General features: G+C 32.0%; 21 protein-coding genes and 2 tRNA genes. 7 read left to right on the top strand and 16 right to left on the bottom strand.

Annotated features, from left to right (window positions below):
* The 4 genes from RRF68_RS08040 to RRF68_RS08025 form a co-directional block, all read right to left on the bottom strand.
* On the bottom strand, positions 1-1143 hold the full coding sequence (locus RRF68_RS08040; protein WP_315944023.1) for a pyridoxal phosphate-dependent aminotransferase family protein: 1143 nt from the start codon (positions 1141-1143) through the stop codon (positions 1-3).
* A gap of 153 nt (positions 1144-1296) precedes the next feature.
* Positions 1297-1887, bottom strand: coding sequence for a recombinase family protein (locus RRF68_RS08035; protein WP_315944022.1), 591 nt, complete (start codon positions 1885-1887; stop codon positions 1297-1299).
* A gap of 124 nt (positions 1888-2011) precedes the next feature.
* Positions 2012-4231, bottom strand: coding sequence for a DNA/RNA helicase domain-containing protein (locus RRF68_RS08030; RefSeq protein ID WP_315944021.1), 2220 nt, complete (start codon positions 4229-4231; stop codon positions 2012-2014).
* Positions 4228-4557 (bottom strand): nucleotide pyrophosphohydrolase, encoded by a 330-nt coding sequence (locus RRF68_RS08025; RefSeq protein ID WP_315944020.1) that lies wholly within the window; start codon positions 4555-4557, stop codon positions 4228-4230. The genes RRF68_RS08030 and RRF68_RS08025 overlap by 4 nt, the downstream gene beginning before the upstream one ends.
* Positions 4558-4974: 417 nt before the next feature.
* Between RRF68_RS08025 and RRF68_RS08020 the strand changes: the two genes are divergently transcribed.
* From RRF68_RS08020 to RRF68_RS08005, 4 genes are all read left to right on the top strand, one after another.
* Entirely contained in the window at positions 4975-5169 is a 195-nt protein-coding gene (locus tag RRF68_RS08020) for a hypothetical protein (protein ID WP_315944019.1), read from the top strand.
* Positions 5159-5383: a hypothetical protein gene (locus RRF68_RS08015; RefSeq protein WP_315944018.1), complete on the top strand. Its 225-nt coding sequence runs from the start codon at positions 5159-5161 to the stop codon at positions 5381-5383. Before RRF68_RS08020 ends, RRF68_RS08015 begins: the two co-directional genes overlap by 11 nt.
* Positions 5384-5723: 340 nt before the next feature.
* Positions 5724-7121, top strand: coding sequence for a hypothetical protein (locus RRF68_RS08010; protein ID WP_315944017.1), 1398 nt, complete (start codon positions 5724-5726; stop codon positions 7119-7121).
* Between the two features lie 457 nt (positions 7122-7578).
* Positions 7579-9120, top strand: a complete 1542-nt coding sequence (locus RRF68_RS08005; protein WP_315944016.1) for a recombinase family protein — start codon at positions 7579-7581, stop codon at positions 9118-9120.
* On the opposite strand, the gene RRF68_RS08000 is transcribed toward RRF68_RS08005, so the two are convergent.
* Positions 9083-9159: transfer RNA gene (locus RRF68_RS08000), tRNA-Asn, on the bottom strand. The two genes, RRF68_RS08005 and RRF68_RS08000, sit on opposite strands and share 38 nt — an antisense overlap.
* A gap of 68 nt (positions 9160-9227) precedes the next feature.
* Positions 9228-9301 (bottom strand) — tRNA-Asn (locus tag RRF68_RS07995).
* A 270-nt stretch (positions 9302-9571) separates the two neighbouring features.
* On the opposite strand from RRF68_RS07995, the gene RRF68_RS07990 reads away from it, so the two are divergent.
* Together RRF68_RS07990 and odhB are read left to right on the top strand one after the other, a co-directional pair.
* Positions 9572-12298 (top strand): 2-oxoglutarate dehydrogenase E1 component, encoded by a 2727-nt coding sequence (locus tag RRF68_RS07990; protein WP_315944015.1) that lies wholly within the window; start codon positions 9572-9574, stop codon positions 12296-12298.
* A 159-nt stretch (positions 12299-12457) separates the two neighbouring features.
* Positions 12458-13672 carry a 2-oxoglutarate dehydrogenase complex dihydrolipoyllysine-residue succinyltransferase gene (gene odhB, locus RRF68_RS07985; protein WP_315944014.1) on the top strand — a complete coding sequence of 405 codons (1215 nt, stop codon included), beginning with the start codon at positions 12458-12460 and terminating at the stop codon, positions 13670-13672.
* A gap of 544 nt (positions 13673-14216) precedes the next feature.
* Here the strand turns inward: odhB and RRF68_RS07980 are convergent.
* The 10 genes from RRF68_RS07980 to RRF68_RS07935 form a co-directional block, all read right to left on the bottom strand.
* Complete coding sequence (locus RRF68_RS07980; protein ID WP_315944013.1) at positions 14217-14930, bottom strand: DUF547 domain-containing protein; 714 nt, start codon at positions 14928-14930, stop codon at positions 14217-14219.
* Positions 14931-15063: 133 nt separating this feature from the next.
* Positions 15064-16377 carry a Fe-S cluster assembly protein SufD gene (sufD, locus tag RRF68_RS07975; protein ID WP_315944012.1) on the bottom strand — a complete coding sequence of 438 codons (1314 nt, stop codon included), beginning with the start codon at positions 16375-16377 and terminating at the stop codon, positions 15064-15066.
* A gap of 5 nt (positions 16378-16382) precedes the next feature.
* On the bottom strand, positions 16383-17135 hold the full coding sequence (gene sufC, locus RRF68_RS07970; RefSeq protein WP_260586490.1) for a Fe-S cluster assembly ATPase SufC: 753 nt from the start codon (positions 17133-17135) through the stop codon (positions 16383-16385).
* 6 nt (positions 17136-17141) lie between these two features.
* A complete protein-coding gene (locus tag RRF68_RS07965; RefSeq protein ID WP_275315903.1) occupies positions 17142-17993 on the bottom strand; it encodes an N-acyl homoserine lactonase family protein in 852 nt (283 codons plus the stop codon).
* A gap of 16 nt (positions 17994-18009) precedes the next feature.
* The gene (gene sufB, locus RRF68_RS07960; RefSeq protein WP_218771596.1) at positions 18010-19458 is read right to left on the bottom strand and encodes a Fe-S cluster assembly protein SufB; all 1449 of its coding nucleotides are present in this window, start codon (positions 19456-19458) and stop codon (positions 18010-18012) included.
* 15 nt (positions 19459-19473) lie between these two features.
* Entirely contained in the window at positions 19474-19803 is a 330-nt protein-coding gene (locus RRF68_RS07955) for a HesB/IscA family protein (protein ID WP_218771595.1), read from the bottom strand.
* Positions 19804-19909: 106 nt separating this feature from the next.
* Positions 19910-20929, bottom strand: coding sequence for a cytochrome-c peroxidase (locus RRF68_RS07950; protein ID WP_315944011.1), 1020 nt, complete (start codon positions 20927-20929; stop codon positions 19910-19912).
* A gap of 50 nt (positions 20930-20979) precedes the next feature.
* On the bottom strand, positions 20980-21738 hold the full coding sequence (locus tag RRF68_RS07945) for an MbnP family protein (RefSeq protein ID WP_315944010.1): 759 nt from the start codon (positions 21736-21738) through the stop codon (positions 20980-20982).
* A gap of 2 nt (positions 21739-21740) precedes the next feature.
* On the bottom strand, positions 21741-23057 hold the full coding sequence (locus tag RRF68_RS07940; protein ID WP_315944009.1) for a hypothetical protein: 1317 nt from the start codon (positions 23055-23057) through the stop codon (positions 21741-21743).
* Entirely contained in the window at positions 23058-24275 is a 1218-nt protein-coding gene (locus RRF68_RS07935) for a choice-of-anchor B family protein (RefSeq protein WP_315944008.1), read from the bottom strand.
* 128 nt (positions 24276-24403) lie between these two features.
* Between RRF68_RS07935 and thiL the strand changes: the two genes are divergently transcribed.
* On the top strand, positions 24404-25450 hold the full coding sequence (thiL, locus tag RRF68_RS07930; RefSeq protein ID WP_315944007.1) for a thiamine-phosphate kinase: 1047 nt from the start codon (positions 24404-24406) through the stop codon (positions 25448-25450).
* Positions 25451-25455 lie beyond the last annotated feature (5 nt).

Raw genomic sequence — 25455 nt, 5'->3', positions numbered from 1 at the left:
TTAAACAAAAATAGCAAGATGTTCTAAAACATTGGTGATTTCTAGCCTAGAATTATAAGCATGTAAACAGAAACGTAATCTTTCTTCTCCTTTTGTTACTGTGGGAGATAAAATTGGCTTTACCTCGAATCCTTTTTCTTTAAGCTGTTTAGCTACATATTTTACTTTTTCATTACTAGGTATTATGCAGCAATGAATTGCAGAGTCACTATTTATAAACTTTAAATTAAGTCGTTTTGTTTCTGATATAAAATGCTGAATATTTTGATGTAATACTTTTGAGTTCTCTATTCCGTTAGAACTCTCAAGCTCCTCGTAAACACAATGTACGGTTGCCAATGAATGTGGCGGTAAGCCTGTGGTATAAATAAAACTTCTAGCAAAATTAATTAAGTATTGTTTCAGTTCACCGCTCCCTAAAATTACGGCCCCGTGACAACCTAATGCTTTACCGAAAGTTATAATTCTAGCAAAAACATCATTTTCTAAATTCAGTTTTTCAACAAGTCCATTTTTAAATACACCAACAGCGTGTGCTTCATCTACAATTAAATAAACGTTGTGTTTTTTACAAGTTTCAACTATGGCAATTAAATCAGGCGAGTCGCCATCCATAGAGAAAACAGATTCGGTTATCACATAAATTTCAGATTCTTGGTTTTTAGATCCGGTTCTAACAGATAGTATTTTGTTCTCTAAATTACCTATATCATTATGCTTAAACTTATAGCTTTTTGCGTTTGATAATTGAACACCATCGCGAATAGAAGCATGAATAAATTCATCATATAAAATAATATCGCCGCGTTGAGGTACAGATGAAAAGAAACCAATATTGGCATCGTAGCCAGAATTGAAAATTAAAGCAGCCTCTGTATTATGGAATTCAGTGATTTTTTTTTCAACGCTGATATATAGTTTGTGATTTCCAGAAAGTAAACGAGAACCAGTTGCTCCGTTCTGCTTTATGTTTTTATCAATTAAAAATTGATGTGTTTTATCGAAAATTAAACCAGATTTAGCGTAGCCTAAGTAATCATTTGAAGAGAAATCTATTAAATGAGTTCCAGTACCAAGTGACCTGAGAGAAGTATCTTCTTTACGTGATGATATTTTTTGGATAAGTTTTTTAGGAAATCGCATAGTGTAAAAATACAAAAAGACTTACACGAATGTAAGCCTTTTTTGCTCCCGTAAATATAATTATTTCGAACCATTTTAATCAAGAGATTAAAAAGTTTTCTTTACTTTATGATGTCATGAGTAAATGATTATTTTAAACTGTAAAACGACTAATTAACTAATTAGTCGTTTTACTTTTTGAGCTGTTCCTAATGAACATTCCCCAAGTTTGGCAGCTCTGCGCAGTGACTCTCCATTTTCAAGTTCTTGCTTTACCTTCTTGTATTTAATTAAAAATGCTTCGTCACTCATAATAGCTCCATACAAGCGCCCAGTATATTTTCCTTTAGCTTTGGCTATCTCGATTCCTTGACGTTGGCGCTCTAACATATTTGTTCGTTCCATCTCTGCTACATTTCCAAGTACACTTATTATCATCTTAAAAATTGGATTTGGTTTTCCGTCAACCATTGAATACATCCCTATATTTTCGACATATAAATTAACATTGTTTTTATTAAAGAACTCTGAAACAGTTAGAATGTCTAAAATATTTCTTCCCATACGGTCAATTGAAGAAATATGAACTTCATCAACTTTACTGTTATTAATATCCTTTGTTAGTTTTTTTCCTTGTGGTCTTTCAAAGAAAGGAATAGCTCCACTAATTTTATCGATATAAACAGATTGAAAATTTTCTGAATTCGTTTGTTGCCTTTCTGTATTCTGCTCTAAAGTTGAAACTCTAATGTACTTTACTTTCATAGCTCTTGAAATATTATAAAGTAAATATAGTGTATATTTTTAGGGTGTCAAAATTATACGACTAAAAACATACGTATGATTGAAATATAGTGTGCTATTTTGAAGCATAGTCTAATATTGAACATTAAAGACTCAATACTGTAATAAATTCACCAATAATCTTTAATTCACTTAATTCGTCTTCTTTTAATATTATGTCTTTATACGTGGTTTCATATGATTGTGGCTTTAATGTTATGGATTTATGAAGCCAACTCTCATTTGTAATCAATTTTTCACTATGATATGATTTTATTGTATAACCAGCTCCAAAATCAGAATCTTGAATGTTATAATGTTCTACTAATACTATTTTACCTTCTCTGCTCCCTCCAGAGTATTTTTTGAATAAGCACCAAGAACCATTTTCAATTTTTTTATTCATTGATTCTCCAATAACTTGACAAATAAAATAGTTATTTTTTACAGAAATGTTAATAGGTAATTCTACCCACTTCATATTTTTAAACTCTGATTGTGTTTGTAGTTTGCTAAAGTCTCCAGCTGCTGCGTATATGTCTAAGATTGGTACTGAATTTACAAAGGGTTTAACTTCTGTAAAAGGCAGAATCCTTAACCTTTCTTTACTTTGAAAAGAATTAATATACTGTTTAAAATAATCTCTTAGGTTTTTATCACAAGCATAAATATATACACCTTTAATTCCTCTAAACATTATTGTTTTGTATATGTTTATTATGTACTCTTTTAATTTTTCTATATCATTTAAACCTCTTTTTCCATTTTTATCAAAATATTTCGATTTATCAATTTCTATCTGATTTGTATTTTTGTTAAATGATATTTCTTCTCCAAAAATTACACCAGTATAATTTAAATCGTATCCTTGAGTTGTGTGTATGCACCCAACCTCTTTAAATGAATTTTCTGAATTTACCCAATCTTTATCGGTCTTGTTCCATTGTAATTCGACACCGTCAATAGAAATATCAATAGCATCAAGGTCTGGCTTCGGTTTTTTCTTTGGGTCTGATAGCCATGGCCAAGAATATCCTGCTACTAATCTACATAACCCATGTTTTTCTTCCTTTATAGATAATTGCTCATACATATCTTTCATGGAGTCAAAGACAAGGATTTCATAGTTTTTTGGAGCGTATAGGTACTTATCTTTAAGATTAACGTTAAGTAAATTATCAACAAAAGAAATGTAATCATTACCTCCATTAGAGCGCATTTGAGATTTAAGTTCTATTTCTATAGTATTAGGCTCATTAAATAATTTATCGAAATGAGAAGAAGGAACATCTGAAGGTTTAACAGATTGTGCAGAGTCATAAAAGAATATTTGGTTAGTGCTATTTGCAATTATCCAGTCTAATTCAGTACCTGTATCATCAAGTCCAAGTTTTCTATTGTTCTTTTTAAAAACACCCATCCATCCGATATTTTTATATTGCCTAAGACGGTGAGCTTCATCAACAATTAATAAGTCATACTTTTTCTTAAAAGTATCTGAGGGGCTAATTATCATTGATGATTTTAATTCTGGAATTTTTCTAAATACATTTTGTAGAGTTTTTCGAAGAGAACTCATTGCTACAACAAAGCCTATTTCTGCATTAGGATATTTATTTTTATATGTTCTAATTAAATTTATTTCTTGAATTTCGTTATCACTTAAATCTTCAAGGTTAGTTTCAGAAACATCAGAGCCAAGTAGTTTTATTAAATATGAAGCAAGAATTGTTTTTCCAGTTCCAGCACTCCCTTTTATAAAAATTTTGTTAGTTCTTTTTTCTGATAAAGCGTTAATTATCTCTATAACAGAATTATATTGGTCTTCATTAAGTGATTTATATGGTGAGTACTTAAAAAGTTCAGAGTTCTCAATTTCTTCAAGAGATTTACTTACTATCTTGTTCTCTATTAATTTACTCCAAATATCTTTAAAGATATCTTTATATAAATCTTGTTGATAGTAGTTATGATTAATTAGTCCATGATTTCCGTTGTGTAATTCATAGGTGCCTTCTGATGATATGTATTGAATTAATTTTGATTCAATATCAAGAGTAGCTGATTTATTAAATTTATCAGAACCAATAATTGATATTTTATTAAAAGCATTTGCCTTTTTAGGGTTTGCTAAATGATTTTTTACCCTATTTGAAAAATTCGTAGATTCACCAACGTAAGCAACTTTTTTAGATTCATTTTGAATAAAATAGACCAGAGGCCATTGGTTTTTCACCCATGTGTTTTTGTTTATTTCATTTAGAGAATTCTTATTAAAGTTATAGAGTTTAGATACTTCTACAGATAATTCGAAGTTTGAAATCATAGTTTAGTATACTTTTTAGAAGAGCCTTTAGATTTGTGTATAGGATACTTTTTTCTATTAATTTCTATTTTATCCAGAACTATTTCTTCAACATTAAAGTCATATTTTTCGGCAAGTAGGAATGCGTAAGCAAATACATCAGCTAATTCTTTTTTGACAGCTTCTTTATCTGCTTCCTCAGCTTTTTTCCATAAATACTCTTCAAGTAATTCATTTGTCTCTATACTTAGAGCTAAGGCTAAATCTTTAGGGTTATGAAACTGTTCCCAATCTCGTTCATTTCTAAATTCAATTAACTTATTTGTTATTTTCTTTATAACATTCATTTCCAATAGGTTTTTGGTGTTCTTGTAATTAATTACACATCAATTATTTTATTCCATACCCCGATAGATGGATTTTTGATTAAAAATAAGCTTATTAATGAGTTTGTCAAATATATTTTTGACTAAATGTGTCTTTTTCAGTTGCAGCTGCATATTTATTAATAAAGATAGATATGAAGCAAAAAACACATTTAAAATTTGATGAGGTACTGGCAATTACGGGTATTTCAGAACGTACTTTCAGATACCGAATGAAGATTGTAAAAGAAAAATATAAAGACCAGCCAGAATTATTATTCAAGAAGAGACATAGTTGGAGAATACACCATAGTCTTTTATTTGAATTCAATCATAAGTACCAAATAATACAAAAAAAAAATTAAAACCATGAAATTTACTATAGAAAACATCGAGTTAATGTACTCACCACTAACAAAACAATTACTAAAAACCTATGTAAGCATCCAGTATCAAGAGAATGCTGACTTTAGTGACGAAAGCCTAAAACAAGAGCTTATCTGGCTATATGAAAACAATGAACTAGACGAGTTAATTCTTGCTGAGTATTTAACATCAGAGCCAAGACAAATTGCTATTGCTAATGGAAACTAATAAAAATAACGATTTAAATTTTGATGATGAACTAACCTACAAGCTGCTAGTTAAGCAAGGCCTAATTGCATTAATAAAGTCCAAAAATGAAGGGTTTGATGATACGATATACGATACTATGTTGAAAAATTTTGCTCTATTAAAAGACGAGCAAGGCGAATTCCACATAGTGACACCCATATTAGACACCTCTAAAGATGGACTGATTAATTAACTAATTCTATACACTTAGGAGTACATCTAATATGTAGTAACTCCCCTATGTACTGACGGAGGACAGACCTCTCTTACATACCCTCCCTCCGTTATCACCAGGGTACCGTTTGATGCTTTAAATGTACTTTTTGTACTCTAGAGCTCACGCAAACCCTAACATGCAATTTTATATTACCTCGTTAGAACACTATAAGCAAACACTTTTAAAGAAACAGCCATTATGAAGAAAAAATATTGGCTAGAAGAAGATAGTGAAATTTATATAGCATGCAATTAACTTTTAATTGAAGAGATAGTATATTTAGAGCAGCTTAGTTAACACAAGCGATAAACCCCAAATGAAGAGAACATCTTATAAAAAATATAGAACTATCCATTTACCTAAGGTAATTGTAGATAACCTACTTTTAAAATTGCATCTAGGTTTTGCTGATTTTGATTATAATCTTGAAGTCTTCTTTTCTATTATAAATGAAGTAATCACAAAAAGTAGCATTTACAATAAACAAAATGAAAAATATTTATATCAATTTATTCCTTTAGATAGTAGGTTTCTTAAAACTAAATATGGTAATTCATATTCAAATTATATTCGGTTTCTGGTAAATCAAGGTATAATATGGAATGATAATTATTATGCTGGTAAAACCACTTATTATTATTTACATCATATAGATTATTATATTGAAAATACTAATAAACTTAATATACTATATAATATAAATAAAGAAATATTACATTCTCCCTATTGTTTCCAAAAAGGTATTACAATTACTTACTTAAATACTATAAACAATAAGAAAATAGACCATCAAAAAAATAGGATTTATAATGATTGGTATCAAATAAAAATATTAATAGATTTAAAAAACAAGAGTTATTTAACCTCTAGTTATGAGAAAGATTCTGTCTTTATAAATAACGCTCCTAAGCATATTAAAAAAATGGGGAGTCATTTTAGAAAGTATTTCAAATTACATCATGAAGAAGCTCTAAGATTTATTGAAAACCAATATAGAACAAACATAGCATTTACTTTAACTGATAATGACAGTAATAGAATTAATCAAAAATACACCTCCAGGCTAAGTTCTGTGCTTGCAATTCATAATGGCAAGATTAACAAAACACTTAAGTTTAGTAAGAATAAAGCAAATAACCGAATTGACACCAATCTTACTTTTTTAGCTAGTGAGTTAAGGCAATTTATTGTAGGCTATGAAGATATGGTTTATTTGGACTTAAAGAACTCCCAGCCAGTAATGCTCAATATTGTGTTAAAAGAGCACTACAAGGATGTTAATACAGCCTTGAGGCTTGAGATTGAGGACTATTGTAAGCATACAACCCAAGGTGTATGGTATGAGCGTCTACAAGAGTTATATGGTAAAACAAGAGACGAGTGTAAAGACATTTGGATGTGTATTGCGTATTCCAAAAATGAAAATTACCTACAAGAGAAAAATATATTTAAAAAGTGTTACCCTGGTATTAATGCAATTATAGAATATTATAAGAAAAAGAACCATGCTGATTTTTCCGTAAAGCTAACAAAGATTGAATCCAGTATCTTTATTGATGGTATTTGTCGTGAATTAGTTAATCAAGGAATTATCCCTTTTACTGTTCATGATGCAGTAATTGTTCCTAAAAAAGACAAAGAAAAAACACTAGAAATAATGAGAGCTGTATTAAAAAAGCACTTAGGGGTCGCACCTGTTATTAGTGAAGAATAGAAACATGTTGCATCTTGGATTTTAAAATGCTATATTTGTATGAGAGCTGTTTATTAGTTCTTACCATTACTCTGAATGTCGACTACAAAGAGTAATTTCAGCAAAACAATCATAACCACATATTACCAGATTAGACCTAAAATAAAAGTTTTGGGTTGGTCAAACCTATTCTAATTTCTAGCGAAATATGGATGGGAGAGCTACGGCTTATTTAGAGCAGAGTGTCGTTCTGGTCGACAGACCTTAAAAAAATAATCCTCGTCACTCATTTAAAAAAAAGAGGAAAGAGTGACTGGTTAATGATGTTAAGTTTAACGAAATGTAAAGCAATTTTAAACAAAAAAGGAACTGAGTATACGGATGATGAAATTAAAACTTTAAGAAGTGTACTCTATATTATGGCTGAGATAGAGGTCAGCAATAGTTAGGAGATATTAATTTAAAAAAAGAGTAAAAAATGAATACAGTAATTTATACGAGAGTAAGTACTGATGAGCAAGCTGATAAAGGTTTCAGTTTGCGTCATCAAAAGGAAATGTTAGAGGGGTTTTGTGATTTCAAAGGCTACAAAATATTAAAGCATTATGAAGATGATTATTCAGCTAAAAATTTCAATCGACCAGATTGGGTGAAGTTGGAAGCTTATGTGAGAGCAAATAGAAGAAACATCGACCAAATATTAATTTTAAAATGGGATAGATTTTCAAGGAATATCGAAGAAGCATTAGGTAAAATTAGGAAATTTAGAGATTGGGGTATCGAAATTAATTCTGTAGAGCAGCCCTTAGATATGTCTAATCCAGATAATAAAATTATGCTAACTCTTTATTTAGCAATTCCAGAGGTAGAGAATGATAAAATTTCTCAGCGAACAAAAGACGGTATTTTAAGAGCTAAAAAAGAAGGTGCTTATACGGCAAAGCCTCCATTTGGTTATAAACGATGTAGAATTAATAAAGTGGCCTCTCTTGAACCGAATGAAAATGCTTGGATGGTGAAAGAGATATTTGAGGCAGTTTCTCAAAACATAGGTTCACTAGAGCAGTTGAGAAAGAATTACAAAACAAAAGGGTATCCGAATTGTAAACAATCTTTCTATAATATGTTGAGGAGTAGAACGTATACGGGGGAGGTTCAAGTACCAGAGCATAGAAAAGACGAAGCCTATTGGCATAAAGGTCTACATGATGCTATTGTGGATAAAAATACTTTTGATAAAGTGCAATTTATTTTGGAAAATAGAAAGCGAAAAGCGAAGTTCCCTTCAATAAAAAATGAAGCTGTACCCTTAAGGAGTTTTTTAAAGTGTCAAGTATGTTATGAGAATTTAACTGGAAGTGTGTCTAAAGGTAATGGAGGGAGTTATGGTTATTATCATTGTAAGAATGGTTGTAAAAATAGAATTCCAGTAGTTAAAGCTCATCAATTGTTTGAAGAACAAGTTTTAGATAAGATAGTTGTAAATCAAAATGTTTTGCTGTTATATAAGGATATTGTTAAGGATACTCTAAATAAAAGAAAAGGAAATCATTTAGGTGTTGTGTCAGATTTAGAAAAAGAGGTTGAGAAAACGAAAAGAGGTTTAGAGTCTATTGAAGATAAATTAGTTTCGAATGAAATTGATAGCGTTGTTTTTGGTAGATTAAGTGGTAGGTATGGTCAAAAATTAGAAGATTTACGAGTTGAATTGTTGGTAGCAAAAGAAAACAAAGAGAACTCTTTAAAGTATGTTGATAAAGCTTTTAAATCAATTAGTAATTTCTCTAAATTTTATAAGAAAGGTAACTATGACCAGAAAATTGCCATATTAGGTTTATTATTTCCCGAAAAAATGCTAATGTCAAAAGTGGAATGTCGAACCATAAAACAGAATATTGTAGTAGAGCTTTTGACTAGGTGTAATAAGGGATTGGAGAGTTTTGAAAAAGAAAAAGCCATCAAAAATGATGGCTTGTCCAATTTGGCTCCTCCTTTAGGACTCGAACCTAAGACCCTCTGATTAACAGTCAGATGCTCTAACCAACTGAGCTAAGGAGGAATGTTCATGTAGAACAAATATATGTGTTGTAGCAATTATCGGCTGCTACGATGCCTTCGTTTATTTTGCTCCTCCTTTAGGACTCGAACCTAAGACCCTCTGATTAACAGTCAGATGCTCTAACCAACTGAGCTAAGGAGGAATTTAAAGCGGACTTGCTTTAAAAGCGAGTGCAAATTTAAGGGCTTTTTTCATATTTGCAAACATTTTTTGATAAAAAATAAAATAAAAAATGCTTACACCTGATTGTCAGTAGTTTGTTTTAGGTTTGGATTGGTTTGTGTGGAGGCTTGTTTACCTTTCTAGTATAATTGTTTGGCTGAAATTTAGCATAAAAAAAAGTCTTATTTTTAGTAAAAGTTGTATTTTTGTCATCATTATTCTTATTGATAGAAAAGCATAGTAAATATATATGGACAAGTTTTCGTTCTTGAACGCAGCACATACAAGTTTTATAGGAGATTTATACGAACAGTATCAAAAAAACCCAGATGCAGTAGAACCAAGTTGGAGAAGTTTTTTTCAAGGATACGATTTAGCAAACGAAGATTATTCGTTGACTGATGAAGAAGTTTCTGTTGAAATCCCAGAGAAAGTACATAAAGAGTTTTTAGTAATTGATTTAATAAACGGTTACCGAACAAGAGGGCATCTTTTTACAGAGACAAACCCAGTTCGTGAGCGTAGAAAATATTCTCCGACATTAGATGTTGAGAACTTCGGGTTAAATCAATCAGACTTATCTACCGTTTTTAACGCAGGAGGCGTTTTAGGTATTGGAGCAAAAACATTAGAGGAAATTATTAAACACCTAAAAGCTATTTTTTGTGATAGTATTGGTGTTGAATATATGTACTTACGCAACCCCGATGAATTAAAGTGGTGGCAAAGTCGTTTAAATAAAAATGATAATCAATCTAATTACAGCGTTGAATCAAAAAAATATATTCTTACAAAACTAAATCAAGCTTCAGTTTTCGAAAGTTTTTTACAGACAAAATACGTAGGTCAAAAGCGTTTTTCTGTAGAAGGTGGAGAAACTTTAATACCAGGAGTAAGTGTTGCACTTCGTGATGCGGCTGAAAAATATGGTGTTGAAGAGTGTGTTTTAGGAATGGCCCATCGTGGTCGTTTAAACACGTTAGTAAATATCTTTAAAAAACCTGTTCGTGATTTGTTTAGCGAATTTGAAGGTAAAGACTTTGAAGATCAAGATATTGGTGGTGATGTAAAGTATCACTTAGGGTTAACCTTAAGTAAAGCATACAAAGGCGGACAGAAAATGAAGATGAATTTGGTTCCAAATCCATCACATTTAGAAACTGTTGGAGCAGTAGCAGAAGGTATTGTTCGTGCAAAAGTAGATTTAAATTATAACGGAGACGACAGTAAAATATTACCAATTTTAGTGCACGGTGATGCTGCAATTGCAGGTCAGGGAATCGTGTATGAAATTGCGCAAATGATGACCTTAAATGGGTATAAAACAGGTGGTACAATTCATATTGTAGTAAATAATCAAGTTGGTTTTACAACGAATTACTTAGATGCTCGTTCTAGTACTTATTGTACAGATGTAGCCAAAGTAACATTGTCGCCAGTATTACATGTAAATGCAGATGATGCAGAAGCTGTTTGTCATGCAATGGAAATGGCTGTTGAATATCGAATGAAATTCAAAAAAGACATTTATATTGATTTATTAGGATATCGTAAATATGGTCATAACGAAGGTGATGAACCTCGTTTTACACAGCCAAAATTATATAAAGCAATTTCTAAGCATAAAAATGCAAAAGAAATTTATACAGAAAAACTAATTAAAGAAGGTAGTGTTTCAGCAGAGTATGTACAGCAAATAACGGACGATTTTAAAGCGCATTTAGAAACTGAGTTTACAGAATCTAAAAAGAACTCAACTTCTAAAATTCAAGAATTCATGCCAGCGGTATGGGAAGGGTTTGTTCGTAAGCAATTACAAGATATGTTAAAACCGGTAGATACTACCTACCCGGTTGAAGCATTAAAAGGTATTGCTAAAGTGATTTCTAATACTCCTAAAGGTCATAAGTTTGTTCGTAAAGCAGAGCGTATTTTAAAAGGTCGTGAAAAAATGGTCTTTGAAGATAATACTTTAGATTGGGGTACGGCAGAGAATTTAGCATACGGAACTTTACTTGAAGAAGGATTTAATATTCGTATTTCAGGAGAAGATGTAGAAAGAGGAACTTTCTCTCACCGTCATGCTATTATGCGAGATGAAGAAACTTTAGAACGTGTAAATTTATTAAACACAAATCCGAATAATAAAGGAGAAATGACAATTTTTAATTCTCATTTATCTGAATACGGTGTTTTAGGCTTCGATTATGGTTATGCAATGGCAGCACCAAATACATTAACTATTTGGGAAGCTCAGTTTGGAGATTTTGCAAACGGAGCACAAATTGTATTTGATCAATATATATCTTCAGCAGAAGATAAATGGAAATTGCAGAATGGATTGGTAATGTTATTACCTCACGGATATGAAGGGCAAGGACCAGAGCATTCATCAGGTAGAATTGAGCGTTTCTTACAATCGTCTGCAATAGATAATTGGACGATTGCAAATTGCTCTACACCAGCAAATATATATCACATATTACGTCGTCAGATGAAGCGTGATTTTAGAAAGCCATTGGTTATTTTTACACCTAAAAGCTTGTTGCGTTTACCAAAAGCAGTAAATACTATTGAAGATTTAGGTAACGGTGCTTTTAAAGAGGTAATTGACGATACTGTTGATACAGCTAAAGTGAAAAAAATGGTGTTTTGTTCAGGTAAATTCTACTATGATTTATTAGCAGAGCGTGAACAATTAGATAGAGAAGATATTGCTTTGGTAAGGATAGAACAATTATTTCCGTTACACAACGAGCAAATAAAAGAAGTAATGGATAGGTATCCAAATGTAGAGCGTTATGTTTGGGCACAAGAAGAACCTAAAAATATGGGATCTTGGAGTTACATGTTAGAACGTTTTGAATTAGCGAAGTTAGAATGTGCATCGAGAGATTACCATTCGGCACCAGCTGCAGGTTCAAGTGCACGTTTTAAACGTCGTCACCAAAGAGTATTAGATATGGTTTTTGATTAATATCAATTACTAAAAAGTATATGCGTTAGGGATTGAAACGACATCCTTTTAATTTGTTACTTCGAGCGAAGTCGAGAAGTAGTCAAATTAAAAGATATAGTGAAAAGCCCGGTCGAACGCCCAAAAAAATAAAATATTTCCGAATAAAAATAAAGAAACATGAGTGTTTTAGAAATGAAAGTTCCTTCTCCGGGAGAATCAATTACAGAAGTAGAAATAGCAACTTGGTTAGTTGAAGATGGTGATTATGTTGAAAAAGATCAGCCTATCGCCGAAGTAGATTCTGACAAAGCAACGTTAGAATTGCCTGCGGAAGAAAGCGGAATTATTACTTTAAAAGCAGAAGAAGGTGATGCTGTAGAGGTTGGAGCGGTTGTTTGTCTTATAGATATGAGCGCCGAAAAACCAGCAGGAGGATCGGCTACTGAAACAAAAAAAGAAGAAGCTCCTAAAAAGGAGGCTCCTAAAAAAGAAGAACCCAAAGCTGCAACTTATGCAACTGGTACTGCTTCTCCTGCAGCTAAGAAAGTTTTAGCTGAGAAAGGAATCGATGCTGGCTCAGTAAAAGGAACTGGAAAAGATGGTCGTGTAACAAAAGATGACGCAGTAAACGCTGTGCCTTCTATGGGAACGCAACCAACAAATGGTTCTCGTGGTACAGAGCGTAAAAAAATGTCGATGTTACGTCGTAAAGTAGCACAACGTTTAGTTGCTGTTAAAAGCGAAACTGCAATGTTAACTACGTTTAACGAAGTGAACATGCAACCAATTTTCGATTTACGTAAGCAGTATAAAGAAGATTTTAAAGCAAAACACGGTGTTGGATTAGGTTTTATGTCTTTCTTTACTTTAGCGGTTGTTAGAGCTTTAGAAATGTATCCTGATGTAAACTCTATGATTGATGGAGATTATCAAATAAAAAATCATTTTCAAGATATTTCTATTGCAGTTTCTGGCCCTAAAGGATTAATGGTACCTGTAATTAGAAATGCCGAAGATTTATCTTTTAGAGGTGTTGAAAGCGAAGTGAAGCGTTTAGCTATACGTGCTCGTGATGGACAAATAACTGTTGATGAAATGACAGGTGGAACATTTACAATCACAAACGGTGGTGTATTTGGATCAATGTTATCTACACCAATCTTAAATCCACCTCAAAGCGGTATTTTAGGAATGCACAATATTGTTAACCGTCCGATGGCTGTTAATGGTGAGGTAGTAATTCAGCCAATTATGTACGTTGCGTTATCTTATGATCATAGGGTTATTGATGGTCGTGAATCTGTTGGATTCTTAGTAGCCGTTAAAGAGGCGTTAGAAAATCCAGAAGAATTATTAATGGGTAATAACATTAAGAAAGCATTAGAAATGTAGGTAACAATATTGCCCTATAAATATTAAAATCCTATGCGAAAGCATGGGGTTTTTTGTTTGTAACTGTTTCCTGATTTCTACTATATCTTTTTCTGTTTGTCTTTACCAGTTTTTTTGTTTTTATGTAAATACTGGTAATATTTAGCGCTTTAAATGAGTCAGAAAAAGGATGTCGTTATAATCAGGGCTATATTTGTTTCTTGTTTTTCTTGTAAACTTACCTTTTTTCTTTAAAAGGGTATTATAAAAATAAAGGAATTAAAAAGTCTTATGAACAAATTAGAATTATAGATGTGTTGCGATCTTAAATCCTGCCTGAGTAAATCTAGATCTAAATTATTAAAAAAATGAAAGATAGTAAGTAGGTAAATTGAGTTATGGGTTAACTCAATAATTATCATATTTTTAAAAGCTAGTAGATGAATTAACTAAATGAAGAGAAATAAAAAAGTTATGAATATTAAATCGATAAATTAGGTATTAATATTATAAGCAGGTGATAAAAAAAAGGGGGATTGGGGGGATTAAGTGATAGATATAGAAGTTACTGTAAGCCGTTTAAATGCCAATCATATTCTAGGAAAGTTACCTCGGCGTTATCATTTACTTTTACAGTAGAATATTTATTTATATACTCTATTAAAGTGCTTTTTTCTGTAAAATCTCCTTTATACCATTCAAACATCTTAGAAACTTCAATTTTAGTAATTGTTATTTTATTTTTAGAAGAATCGTTTATAAAGTTCTTCATCAATAACTCTAACGCACTATTTAAATTCTTTGCAGTAAAAGCGTAGTTAGGGAATCTAGGACCAGATTTAGAGGCAGCATTTATTCCAACATGAACTCTAGGGTCATTATGCCATCTACGTAGTATTTTGTGCTCTATATAATCTAAAGAGTAGGTTTCTTTACCAACTACTGCAAAAGGGATTTTCCAAGCATTTCTACCTTTTCTTTTTATATCAGTAATCTTTTTTAAAGGATAACTGTCTAATATTAGTTTAATAGTATAGGCATTGTATGCATTCATCCAAAAAGCCTTTGCTTTATTCTGAGACCAGTTTCTACCAGGAATTTGATTCTCTAAATGATTTAAGTAGATATCTAGTAAAGCTCTGTTTTTTCTTAGGCCTTTATAATCGATATTTCCTTCAGTATCAACATAGGTTTTTAAAAGGGCATTAAATACATCGGTTTGTGAATAAGATTGAACGCTAATAAATAACAGAACAAGTAGTGTAATTGTTTTTTTCATTTGTTTATAGTTTTTACATTTCTCTATTTTTGACGAATATTTTTATGAATCATTACAAATAACAATTTTTTTTAATAACAAAGGTCATTCAATATTGAACGACCTTTGTTATATTTGTGTGAAAATAAGTGTTTTACAAATCAAAACCTATATTTACACCTAATTTATTTGCGATTAACTTGTTAATTCGTGTCTTTACTTCTGGTATTTTTACACTTTCTAATACCGTATTTGCAAAGGCATACATTAGTAATGCTTTCGCTTCTTTCTTCGGAATTCCACGTTGTTGCATATAAAATAAAGCATCTTCATCTAATTGACCAATCGTACAACCGTGAGAACACTTTACATCATCAGCAAAAATCTCTAACTGAGGTTTTGCGTTGATTGTTGCTTTATCGCTTATTAGAATGTTATTGTTTTGTTGATACGCATTTGTTTTCTGAGCTTCTTTTTCAACAACTACCTTTCCGTTAAAAACTGCTGTAGAGCGGTCACTATAAATACCTTTGTAATCTTGATGAGACTCACAGTTTGGCTCAATATGATGCACCAATGTATGGTGATCTACATGTTGCTTTCCTTCAGTAATAGTAATTCCTTTTAAGATAGAATCGATGTGTTCTCCTCTTTGATAAAAGTTTAGATTGTTACGTGTAATATTTCCTCCGAAAGAAAAAGTATGCACAGAAACAATACTATTTGATTTTTGCTCTATGTAAGAATTATCTACTAAAGAAGCATTTTCATCATCATTCTGAATCTTATAAATATCTACCGTTGCATCTTTTGCAGCATACACTTCTGTTACGGCATTTGTTAAAACCGAATTAGAAGTTAAGCTTTGATGACGCTCTATAATTTGAACATGTGCATTTTGTTCTGCAACAATTAAATTACGAGGTTGTGTCATGATAGCCTCTTCAGAACCTGTAGTAAAATAGATAACCTGAATAGGTTTATCTACTTCTACATTCTTAGGAATGTTAATGTAAGCTCCCTCTTTTGCAAATGCAGTATTTAACGATGTTAAATTATCTTGCTTTGCAATTTTATTGAAGTAGTTTTCAATAACAGCTTTGTATTTTTGTTTTGTTAATGCCGATGACATTAAACAAACATCAATTTTATCATGTGTAGTTTCAGATAAGAAAGAACTATATTTTCCGTCGATAAATACAATTTTATAAGTATCTATATCGTGGATGAAATATTTCTTAACATCTGCTAATTCTATAGCGTTTTCCGAAGTAGGAAAAATACTATAGTCTTGTTTCAATACAGCATTTAAAGAGGTGTATTTCCAAGCTTCTAATTTCTTAGTAGGAAAACCTAACTCTTCAAAATTCTGTAGCGCTTTTGTTCTAATATCGTGTATATCCGAATTGATGTCCACTCCGTTTTCAAAAGCGACGTACGACGTGGTTAATTTATCTTTTAATTCCATTTTTCTTAAGAATTAACTTCTTCCTTAATCCAATCATATCCTTTTGCTTCTAACTCTAAAGCTAAAGAAGCATCACCCGATTTTACGATTTTACCATCGTATAATACGTGTACAAAATCAGGAACTATATAATCTAATAAACGTTGGTAGTGTGTAATTACAACTACAGCATTGTCTTTAGATTTTAATTTATTTACACCGTTAGCTACAATACGTAACGCATCGATATCTAAACCTGAATCAGTTTCATCTAAGATAGCTAATTTAGGCTCCAACATTGCCATTTGAAAAATCTCGTTACGTTTCTTTTCTCCTCCAGAAAAACCTTCGTTTAAAGAACGCGATAAGAATTTACGGTCTATCTCTAATAATTCAGATTTCTCACGAATCATTTTTAACATGTCTTTTGCAGGCATGTCTTCTAAACCTTTAGCTTTACGATTTTCGTTAATAGCTGTTTTGATAAAGTTAGTTACCGAAACACCAGGAATTTCTACAGGATACTGAAAAGATAAAAATACACCGTTGTGTGCTCTTTCATCAGGACCTAATTCACTAATATCTTCGTTATTTAACTCTATTGAGCCATCTGTAACTTCGTACTCTTCTTTTCCTGCAATTACGTTCGCTAACGTACTTTTACCAGCACCGTTAGGACCCATTATTGCATGAATTTCACCTGCTTTAACCTCTAAATTCAATCCTTTTAAGATTGATTTATCTTCTATGTTAGCGTGTAAGTTTTCTATTTTTAACATTACTAGTTACTTTTTTAATAGATTTTGTAATTTCTTGAAAGCTTTTGGTGAGTGTTGAATGATCACCTCAGCATTTTTTTCTTTAGCGAAAGCTTCAAATTTTTGCATGCTTTCTAAAGTTTGCTCAACATTATAGTTGAATGAAGGAACACCTTTGTTGGCTCTGTTCTCTTCAAAATGATATAAATCACCCGTTAATAAAACTGGTTTTTCAATACCTGATACTTTTACATATAAAGCTTGATGGCCAACTGTATGACCTGGCATGTATTTTATAACAACAGTATTGTCGCCAAAAACATCGTAATCACCATTTAATTTTTTGACATTTTTTAATGCTGCTACCGCAGGATTTTTCTGTTTTAAAGAATCTCCAGCAACCGAATTATATTCGTTTTCTTGTACCAACCAAGTTGCATCTTTCATGTAGTTTGCATGCCCTGTATGATCAAAATGAGAATGAGACATTGCAAAATATTTAAAATCTTCAATTTTAAAACCAATTGTTGCTAATTGATTCGCTAATGAGTCTGCTCTTTGTACTGTAAATGTTCCGTCACCAGGAGTTACAGCTTCTGGTAATACTAAGTTTTCTGGTAAGCCAGCATCCCACATTAAGTTTCCTTTAGGGTGAGAGATTACATAGTATGCATCACTAAATTGTTTTGTTTGTCCTGTATACGTAGTGTCTTGAGAAAAAACTTCTAATTTGTTAACCAATATCGATCCACCATTTAAAACATATAGCTTTACGGCCGTTTCTTCAGTAGTCGTTTTATCAGCATTCTCTTTTTTATCAGTGTTTTTACAACTAATAACTGTAATTGCGATAAGTGTAAGTAAAAATATTTTTTTCATCATTTTATGATTTAAATTATCCAACACTTCCTTCTAAACTAATTTCCAATAGTTTTTGTGCCTCTACAGCAAATTCCATTGGTAACTTATTTAATACTTCTTTACTAAAACCATTAACAATTAATGCAATTGCTTTTTCAGTATCAATACCACGTTGGTTACAGTAAAATAATTGGTCTTCACCAATTTTACTCGTTGTAGCTTCGTGTTCTATTTGTGCTGATTTGTTTTTAGTCTCGATGTACGGAAACGTGTGTGCGCCACACTCGTTACCCATTAATAAAGAATCACACTGAGAGAAGTTACGAGCATTTTCTGCACGTGGTCCTATATGAACCAATCCTCTGTATGAATTTTGTGATTTACCTGCAGAAATTCCTTTCGAAATAATAGTCGACTTGGTGTTTTTACCTAAGTGAATCATTTTCGTTCCGGTATCAGCTTGCTGGTAATTATTAGTTACAGCAATTGAATAAAATTCTCCAACAGAGTTGTTTCCTTTTAAAATACAACTTGGGTATTTCCAAGTAACTGCTGATCCTGTTTCAACTTGTGTCCAAGAAACTTTTGCATTGGTTTCGCAAATAGCTCTTTTGGTTACGAAGTTGTAAACACCACCTTTTCCTTCTGCGTTTCCAGGATACCAGTTTTGTACTGTTGAGTATTTAATTTCAGCATCATCTAATGCAATTAACTCAACAACTGCGGCGTGTAATTGATTTTCATCTCTACTTGGTGCAGTACAACCTTCTAAATAAGAAACGTAACTACCTTTATCGGCAACAACTAAAGTTCTTTCAAACTGACCGGTTCCTCCTTCGTTAATTCTGAAGTAAGTTGATAATTCCATCGGGCAACGAACGCCTTTCGGAATGTAACAGAAAGATCCATCAGAAAAAACTGCCGAATTTAATGCTGCATAAAAATTATCGGTAGTAGGAACTACGGTTCCTAAGTGTTTTCTTACTAATTCTGGATGTTCTTGAATAGCTTCAGAAATAGGCATAAAAATAATACCTTTTTCTCCTAGTGTTTCTTTAAAAGTTGTAGCAACAGAAACTGAATCCATTACAATATCAACAGCAACATTAGCTAATTTTTTTTGCTCATCTAAAGAAATACCTAAACGCTTAAAAGTATCCAATAATTCTGGGTCAACTTCATCTAAACTGTTTAATTTTGGCTTTTCTTTTGGTGCAGAATAGTAAGCAATTTCTTGAAAGTTAGGTTTCTCGTAATGAACATTTGCCCATTCTGGTTCTTCCATTGTTTGCCAAACTCTAAACGCTTCTAAACGCCATTCAGTCATCCATTCTGGTTCGTTTTTCTTTTTAGAAATTGCACGAACCACGTCTTCATTCAAACCTTTAGGAAAGGTTTCGCTTTCTATTTCAGTATAAAAACCATATTCATATTCTTTGGTTTTTAACTCTTCTCTTAAATCATCTTCTGTATACTTGCTCATAATTGAGTTGTAATATTATAGTGAAAAACTTTCGCCACATCCACAGGTACGGTTTGCATTCGGATTGTTAAATACAAATCCTTTACCGTTTAAACCTCCAGAATATTCTAATGTTGTTCCTACTAAGTATAAAAAACTTTTTTTATCAACAACGATTTTAACGTTGTTCTCTTCGAAAATTTTATCGTTTTCTTGTGTGCTTTTGTCAAAAGTTAGGTCGTAAGATAAACCTGAACAACCTCCGCTTTTTACACCAACACGTACAAAATCTACTGTAGCATCAAAACCGTCATCAGTCATTAACTCGATAACTTTGTTTTTTGCTGTGTCTGAAACTTTTATCATTACTTAAGTGGATTAACTCTAAATAGTTTGCAAATATACAATATAAGTATCAGTTTAGTACATAACTTGGCATTGTGTTTTTCGATAGGTTTATTTGATTTTCTGATTACTCTTGAAAATCTAAATTATTAACAAAATCATTATCAGATAGTGAGAGTAAAAATGCTTTTAAGTCAGATTTATCCTTTTCTGAAAGATTAACACCACCTTCATTTACTTTTTTCATCAAAGGATCAATCGTTGATGAAGTTTTTAAACCTGTTGAATAATGATTAATAACTTCATCTAAAGTGATAAAACGACCGTCGTGCATATAAGGGGCAGTAAATTTTAAATTACGAAGAGAGGGAGATTTAAATTTACCATTGTCATTTGGATCGCCAGTAACTTTACCTAATCCTAAATCAGATAAAACAGCATCTAAACCGTTGTTGTGAAATTTATTATCGGTCCAAAGTGGATTGTTATTACTTCCATGGCAATGAAAACAATCGCCGCGAGCTTCATCCATAAAAACATCAAATCCGTTTTGTTCTTGCGGAGTTAATGTTGTTTTTCCGAGTAAAAATTGATCGAATTTAGAATTTCCAGAAATGAGTGTTCTTTCGAATTGAGCGATTGCTTTGGTAATTAAAATAGAATCTATTTTGGTGTTTCCGAAAGCTTGTTGAAATAATGTAGGATATTCTGGATGGTTTTTAATGCGTTCGGCAACATTCGTCCATTTGCTATGCATTTCTATTGGGTTTCGAACAGGTTCTAATGCTTGTCGTTCTAAACTAAGTTCTTTCCCGTCCCAAGTAAAACGCTCATCGAAATTCCACGCTAAATTGAATAAAGGCATCGAGTTTCTCTTGCCAAGTAATCCATCTACACCTTCACTAAATTGCGTGTTATCTGTAAAGGCTTTTGCAGGATTATGGCAAGTTGCACATGATTGTGAGTTATTTTGTGATAATATTTTATCGAAAAACAATTTTTTACCTAAAGCAATTCCTTCTTCGGTTAACGGATTGTTTGTGGGGATTACTGGTGCAATTATTTTTTGTTGAAATAATTCGGGAATTTCTAAATTTACGGGTACAGGAGTATATATATCATTTTCTTCTTTTGATGAGCAGCTCATTAAAAGAAAGAACGATAACAGGTATATACTTTTTTTAATCATTTGTGTTTTTATTGAGAAATTGTACCTAAACTGAAAACACCGCTTTTACCGTTTGCAGACATTTCCTTTTGAGCATCAAAATCTATCATTAAGTTGGTGTTTTTTTCGTTTAAATCCCAGTCATTTGGGTTTTTAAACCATTCTGCAATATTCATTTTAACCTCTATATTAGCATCACTTTTAATGTTTACACTTCCTAAATTTACAATGAAAGAAGTATCTTCGGGTATTGATGTTGTTGTGTTGTAAGCCCTAATTACATGAAAGTTGTAAGGGTTTTCATTAGGAACATCATCTTTGTATTTTCCATCTAATTGCATAAAATGATAACCGCCACCTAACATCATCGGAACATTCCAAGAAGCGGTATTTAAATCGGCATACTCCCCGTCTATATTATCATCGTTATTAAAACCAAAAGTTATGGCTAAACTATAATTTCCTTCAGTTATTTTTAATGACGGATTAAACACTAAGCTTTCTTCATCGCTTAAATCGATTAATTTATAACCTTCAAAAATAGTAGCTTTATCGGCTGCGTCTGTTAAAGTGATTTTTGATACTAAATAACGTAACTTATCAATAGTAAGTTTAGTCCCTAATTTATTGGTGAGTTCTGTGTTGCTTAAATCTGATTTTTCAAAAGAAGCGCCATCCCAATTTTGGGTAAAATTTATTTTAATACTAACTTCTTTTATCAATTCGTCACTGTCTGAACTACATGAGAAAAGTAATATGCTTAAGAAAAGGACTATATATTGTTTCATTTTTATTTTAGTTTGATAATCAATAGGTCAGAAAAACCTTTGTTTGTTGCTATATCTTGACTGTTACTACTGCTTTCGCCTACAGCGATAATATTTCCGTTAGTAAGCTCTATTGCATCGTAACAAAAATCTATTTCGGTGCCACCAATAGTTTTTTGCCATTGCTGATTTCCGTTTGCATCAATTTTAAGAATTAAAGCATCGTTTTGCCCTTTGTTGGTAAATCCGTTATCAGCACTTCTTGAGCTTCCTGAAATAAGAAAACCTCCATCAATGGTTTTGCGAATAGAACGGCCAACATCAAAACTAGTACCGCCGTAATTTTTTTGCCATATCAAATCACCATCCGAAGTTATTTTTATCGCCCATAAATCTGCTCCTCCATTGTTTTGTGTTACATCTTTGTTAGCGCTACGTGTGTCTCCAATAATTATAAAATTACCATCATCGGTTGTTGTAATTGCTCTAGCTTCGTCAATTTCATCACCGCCAAATGATTTCTCCCAAAGTAAGGTTCCAGCTTTATCAGTTTTTACGACCCAAAAATCATAACCACCCTTGTTATTTGTAATGTCAACATCATCACTATCAGAAGAACCAACCATTAAATAACCGTCAGAAGTTTCTGTTATATCGTAACAAGTATCGGTATTTGTGCCACCAAAATATTTACGCCATTCAATTGTGCCGTTGGTATCTAATTTTATTCCCCAATAATCGCCACCAGCATGTTTTGCGGCTGTTTTTGCGTTTCCTAAACCTCCGGATGCTGTTACGTCTAATATGCTTGCAATAAAATAACCGTTGTCTGAGGTTTGAATTAAGCTAAAACCTTGATCTGTGCCTGAAAATCCTGTGCTTGTTTTCCAAAGAATATTTCCTGATGCGTTTAACTTTAAAATCCAAACATCTTCAAATCCTTGGTTAGAATTTAAATCTCCATCATCACTTTTGCTGTAGCCAATAACAGCAAATCCGTTATCGTTGGTTTGAATAATTTTGTAGGCTTTCTCATCGTTTGAACCTCCGTATGTTTTTTGCCATTGCAATTCGTCATTTGCATCGAACTTTAACAACCAATAATCATATTGAACAGTCGTTTTTGTTGTGATAATATCTCCATCAATACTTTGTGTGAAACCTAAAACAATATAGCCGCCATCAGAAGTTTCAACAACGCTTCTTCCGCTTTCATTTTTTGTGCCACCATAAGTTTTTACAAAATCAACTTGTGTTGTTTTTATAGGTAATTGTATGCTAGTATCATTGCTACAACCATACATCACTATCAGTAATATAAAGAAGTTTTTTTTTAGCATTTACTGTTTTTTTATAATGAATAAGCCTTTGTTGATGTCACTTACTACTATTTTACCACTGCTAAAATAAGGGTATACATTCCAAACACCATTAAAATTAGCGCCGTTATTACTTGGGTAAGTGTCGAAAAAACCAGTTTCTGTGATGTTTTTACTTTCTATGTTAGAAATATCAATAAAACGTACGCCTGCCGTGTAATTAGCAAGATAAAAAGTATTGTCTTTAACATATCCGTTATGATCTATTGCAGCAGTTGGACCTGTGTAAGTAAAATGTTCTTTAGGGTTTTCTAAATCAGTGAAATCAAAAATAATATTTCTTGTTTTGTTTCCAAAACGTTGTTCATCTAATTCATCTCCTAAAATAAAATATTTTGCATCTTCAGTAAACCAACCTTGGTGTGTGTAACCTACGTTTGCGTATGATATTCTAGAAATATTTACGGGGTTTGCTTTGTCACTTATATCAACTATAACAACTTCATTTTCATTGCTTCCTATTAAAATTTCTTTACCAATATACCTAGCATCCGGACCGTTGTAGTTGATTACTTGCGCATCGTGACTGTAATTATCGGTTCCCCATCCGCCTTCGCTTTTAGGGTTTTTAGGATCTTGTATGTTGATAAATAGAGGGCCTCCTTTATAAGTTCCTGTTTTACTAGTTCCTACAGGGTAAGCGTAACCAGAATCTTCATTGATAACGATGTTGTGTGCGCTACCAAATTCAGTAAAATGTGTATCTGCAGTAAAATTAGCAGGAGGATTTGCAACATTTCTTAGTTTTGCTAAATCAAAAACTTGCATTCCGTGATTTGTTGCTTCGCTTACAATAAAAGCATGGTCTTTGTAAACTTTTATATCATGCCAAGGACTACTTACGGTTGCTGTAGATAATTTACCTAAATATACAGGGTTGTTAGTGTTTGTTATGTCAATAAAAACAGTTCCGTTTTCTACGCCCATTATTGCGTACTCTTTATTGTTTGTAGGATCTGTCCATCCCCAAGAATCATTGCCTTCTGTAGCTCCAAAAGTACTGAGTGGTATGTTTAAAAGTAAATCGTAATTATTACAAGGATATATTCCTGCCATACCAGATACACAAGGTATTTTGTTTTCTGTAGGAGGTTCTTTGTCAATATTCTCATTTGAACTACAAGAAAATAATAGTAATAAAAAAGAGAATAAAAGAACAGGTTTAATCTTATTAATCATAATGAATTTTTTTAAAAGTATAAAGTTAAAGAATAACTACTTATAAAACAGTAATAAATAGTTAAACCCTATATTAATTTAAAAATTGTTTGGTTTTGTTTAAAAACTATGTTTAGTACCTTTGCAAAATGTTAGAAGATAAAAACCAAGAAAGAACATCATTAGCTGAACTAGGAGAGTTCGGGTTAATAAACCATTTAACGGAACATTTTAAAATATACCATTCATCAACTCAAAAAGGAATTGGTGATGATGCAGCAGTTATAAGTTCGTCAGATAAAGAACTATTAATAACGACTGATTTGTTAATAGAAGGTGTGCATTTCGATTTAAGCTATATGCCTTTAAAACATTTAGGTTATAAAGCTGTAATGGTAAATTTATCAGATGTATATGCTATGAATGGTGTTGCAGAACAAATTACCGTATCAATAGCTGTTTCTAACCGCTTTCCGTTAGAAGCATTAGAAGAATTATATGCAGGAGTGCAATTAGCTTGCGATACCTATAAAGTAGATTTAATTGGAGGGGATACAACATCTTCAACTAAAGGAATGTTAATTTCTGTTACCGCAATAGGATCTGCAAAAAAAGAGGATATTGTATATAGAAACGGGGCAAAAGTTACGGACTTAATAGTTGTTTCGGGAGATTTAGGAGCTGCGTATTTAGGATTACAGGTTTTAGAAAGAGAAAAACAAGTATTTCAGGTAGACCCTCAAAATCAACCAGATTTAGATAAATACACGTATTTAATTGAGCGTCAGTTAAAACCAGAAGCACGTAAAGATATTTCTGAATTGTTAAAAGAACTAGATGTAAAGCCAACAGCAATGATTGATATTTCTGATGGATTGTCATCTGAAATAATGCATATCTGTTCACAAAGTAAATTAGGGTGTAAAATTTATGAAGAAAAATTACCCTTAGATCCACAAGTTATTTCTACTTCAGAAGAATTTAATATGGATAGTACCATGATTGCTTTAAGTGGAGGTGAAGATTATGAATTGTTATTTACAGTGCCACTTGCTGATTTTGATAAAATAAAGGCAAACCCTAATTTATCAATTATAGGTCATATGGTTGAAGAGAATCAAGGTGTCAATTTAGTAACTAGAGCAGATCAAGAAATAGCATTAAAAGCACAAGGTTGGAATTCTTTTGAAGAATAAATTTT

Source organism: Tenacibaculum sp. HL-MS23 (assembly GCF_032463465.1).
In the GTDB taxonomy this organism is placed as follows: Bacteria; Bacteroidota; Bacteroidia; order Flavobacteriales; family Flavobacteriaceae; genus Polaribacter; species Polaribacter bernardetii.
This window is presented reverse-complemented; position numbering and strand designations above follow the sequence as displayed.

Bases quoted from the DNA above. Each gene is read 5' to 3' on its own strand.
- RRF68_RS08040 (WP_315944023.1), bottom strand. From the start codon at position 1,143: ATGCGATTTCCTAAAAAACTTATCCAAAAAATATCATCACGTAAAGAA.
- RRF68_RS08035 (WP_315944022.1), bottom strand. From the start codon at position 1,887: ATGAAAGTAAAGTACATTAGAGTTTCAACTTTAGAGCAGAATACAGAA.
- RRF68_RS08030 (WP_315944021.1), bottom strand. From the start codon at position 4,231: ATGATTTCAAACTTCGAATTATCTGTAGAAGTATCTAAACTCTATAAC.
- RRF68_RS08025 (WP_315944020.1), bottom strand. From the start codon at position 4,557: ATGAATGTTATAAAGAAAATAACAAATAAGTTAATTGAATTTAGAAAT.
- RRF68_RS08020 (WP_315944019.1), top strand. From the start codon at position 4,975: ATGTACTCACCACTAACAAAACAATTACTAAAAACCTATGTAAGCATC.
- RRF68_RS08015 (WP_315944018.1), top strand. From the start codon at position 5,159: ATGGAAACTAATAAAAATAACGATTTAAATTTTGATGATGAACTAACC.
- RRF68_RS08010 (WP_315944017.1), top strand. From the start codon at position 5,724: ATGAAGAGAACATCTTATAAAAAATATAGAACTATCCATTTACCTAAG.
- RRF68_RS08005 (WP_315944016.1), top strand. From the start codon at position 7,579: ATGAATACAGTAATTTATACGAGAGTAAGTACTGATGAGCAAGCTGAT.
- RRF68_RS07990 (WP_315944015.1), top strand. From the start codon at position 9,572: ATGGACAAGTTTTCGTTCTTGAACGCAGCACATACAAGTTTTATAGGA.
- odhB (WP_315944014.1), top strand. From the start codon at position 12,458: ATGAGTGTTTTAGAAATGAAAGTTCCTTCTCCGGGAGAATCAATTACA.
- RRF68_RS07980 (WP_315944013.1), bottom strand. From the start codon at position 14,930: ATGAAAAAAACAATTACACTACTTGTTCTGTTATTTATTAGCGTTCAA.
- sufD (WP_315944012.1), bottom strand. From the start codon at position 16,377: ATGGAATTAAAAGATAAATTAACCACGTCGTACGTCGCTTTTGAAAAC.
- sufC (WP_260586490.1), bottom strand. From the start codon at position 17,135: ATGTTAAAAATAGAAAACTTACACGCTAACATAGAAGATAAATCAATC.
- RRF68_RS07965 (WP_275315903.1), bottom strand. From the start codon at position 17,993: ATGAAAAAAATATTTTTACTTACACTTATCGCAATTACAGTTATTAGT.
- sufB (WP_218771596.1), bottom strand. From the start codon at position 19,458: ATGAGCAAGTATACAGAAGATGATTTAAGAGAAGAGTTAAAAACCAAA.
- RRF68_RS07955 (WP_218771595.1), bottom strand. From the start codon at position 19,803: ATGATAAAAGTTTCAGACACAGCAAAAAACAAAGTTATCGAGTTAATG.
- RRF68_RS07950 (WP_315944011.1), bottom strand. From the start codon at position 20,929: ATGAGCTGCTCATCAAAAGAAGAAAATGATATATATACTCCTGTACCC.
- RRF68_RS07945 (WP_315944010.1), bottom strand. From the start codon at position 21,738: ATGAAACAATATATAGTCCTTTTCTTAAGCATATTACTTTTCTCATGT.
- RRF68_RS07940 (WP_315944009.1), bottom strand. From the start codon at position 23,057: ATGCTAAAAAAAAACTTCTTTATATTACTGATAGTGATGTATGGTTGT.
- RRF68_RS07935 (WP_315944008.1), bottom strand. From the start codon at position 24,275: ATGATTAATAAGATTAAACCTGTTCTTTTATTCTCTTTTTTATTACTA.
- thiL (WP_315944007.1), top strand. From the start codon at position 24,404: ATGTTAGAAGATAAAAACCAAGAAAGAACATCATTAGCTGAACTAGGA.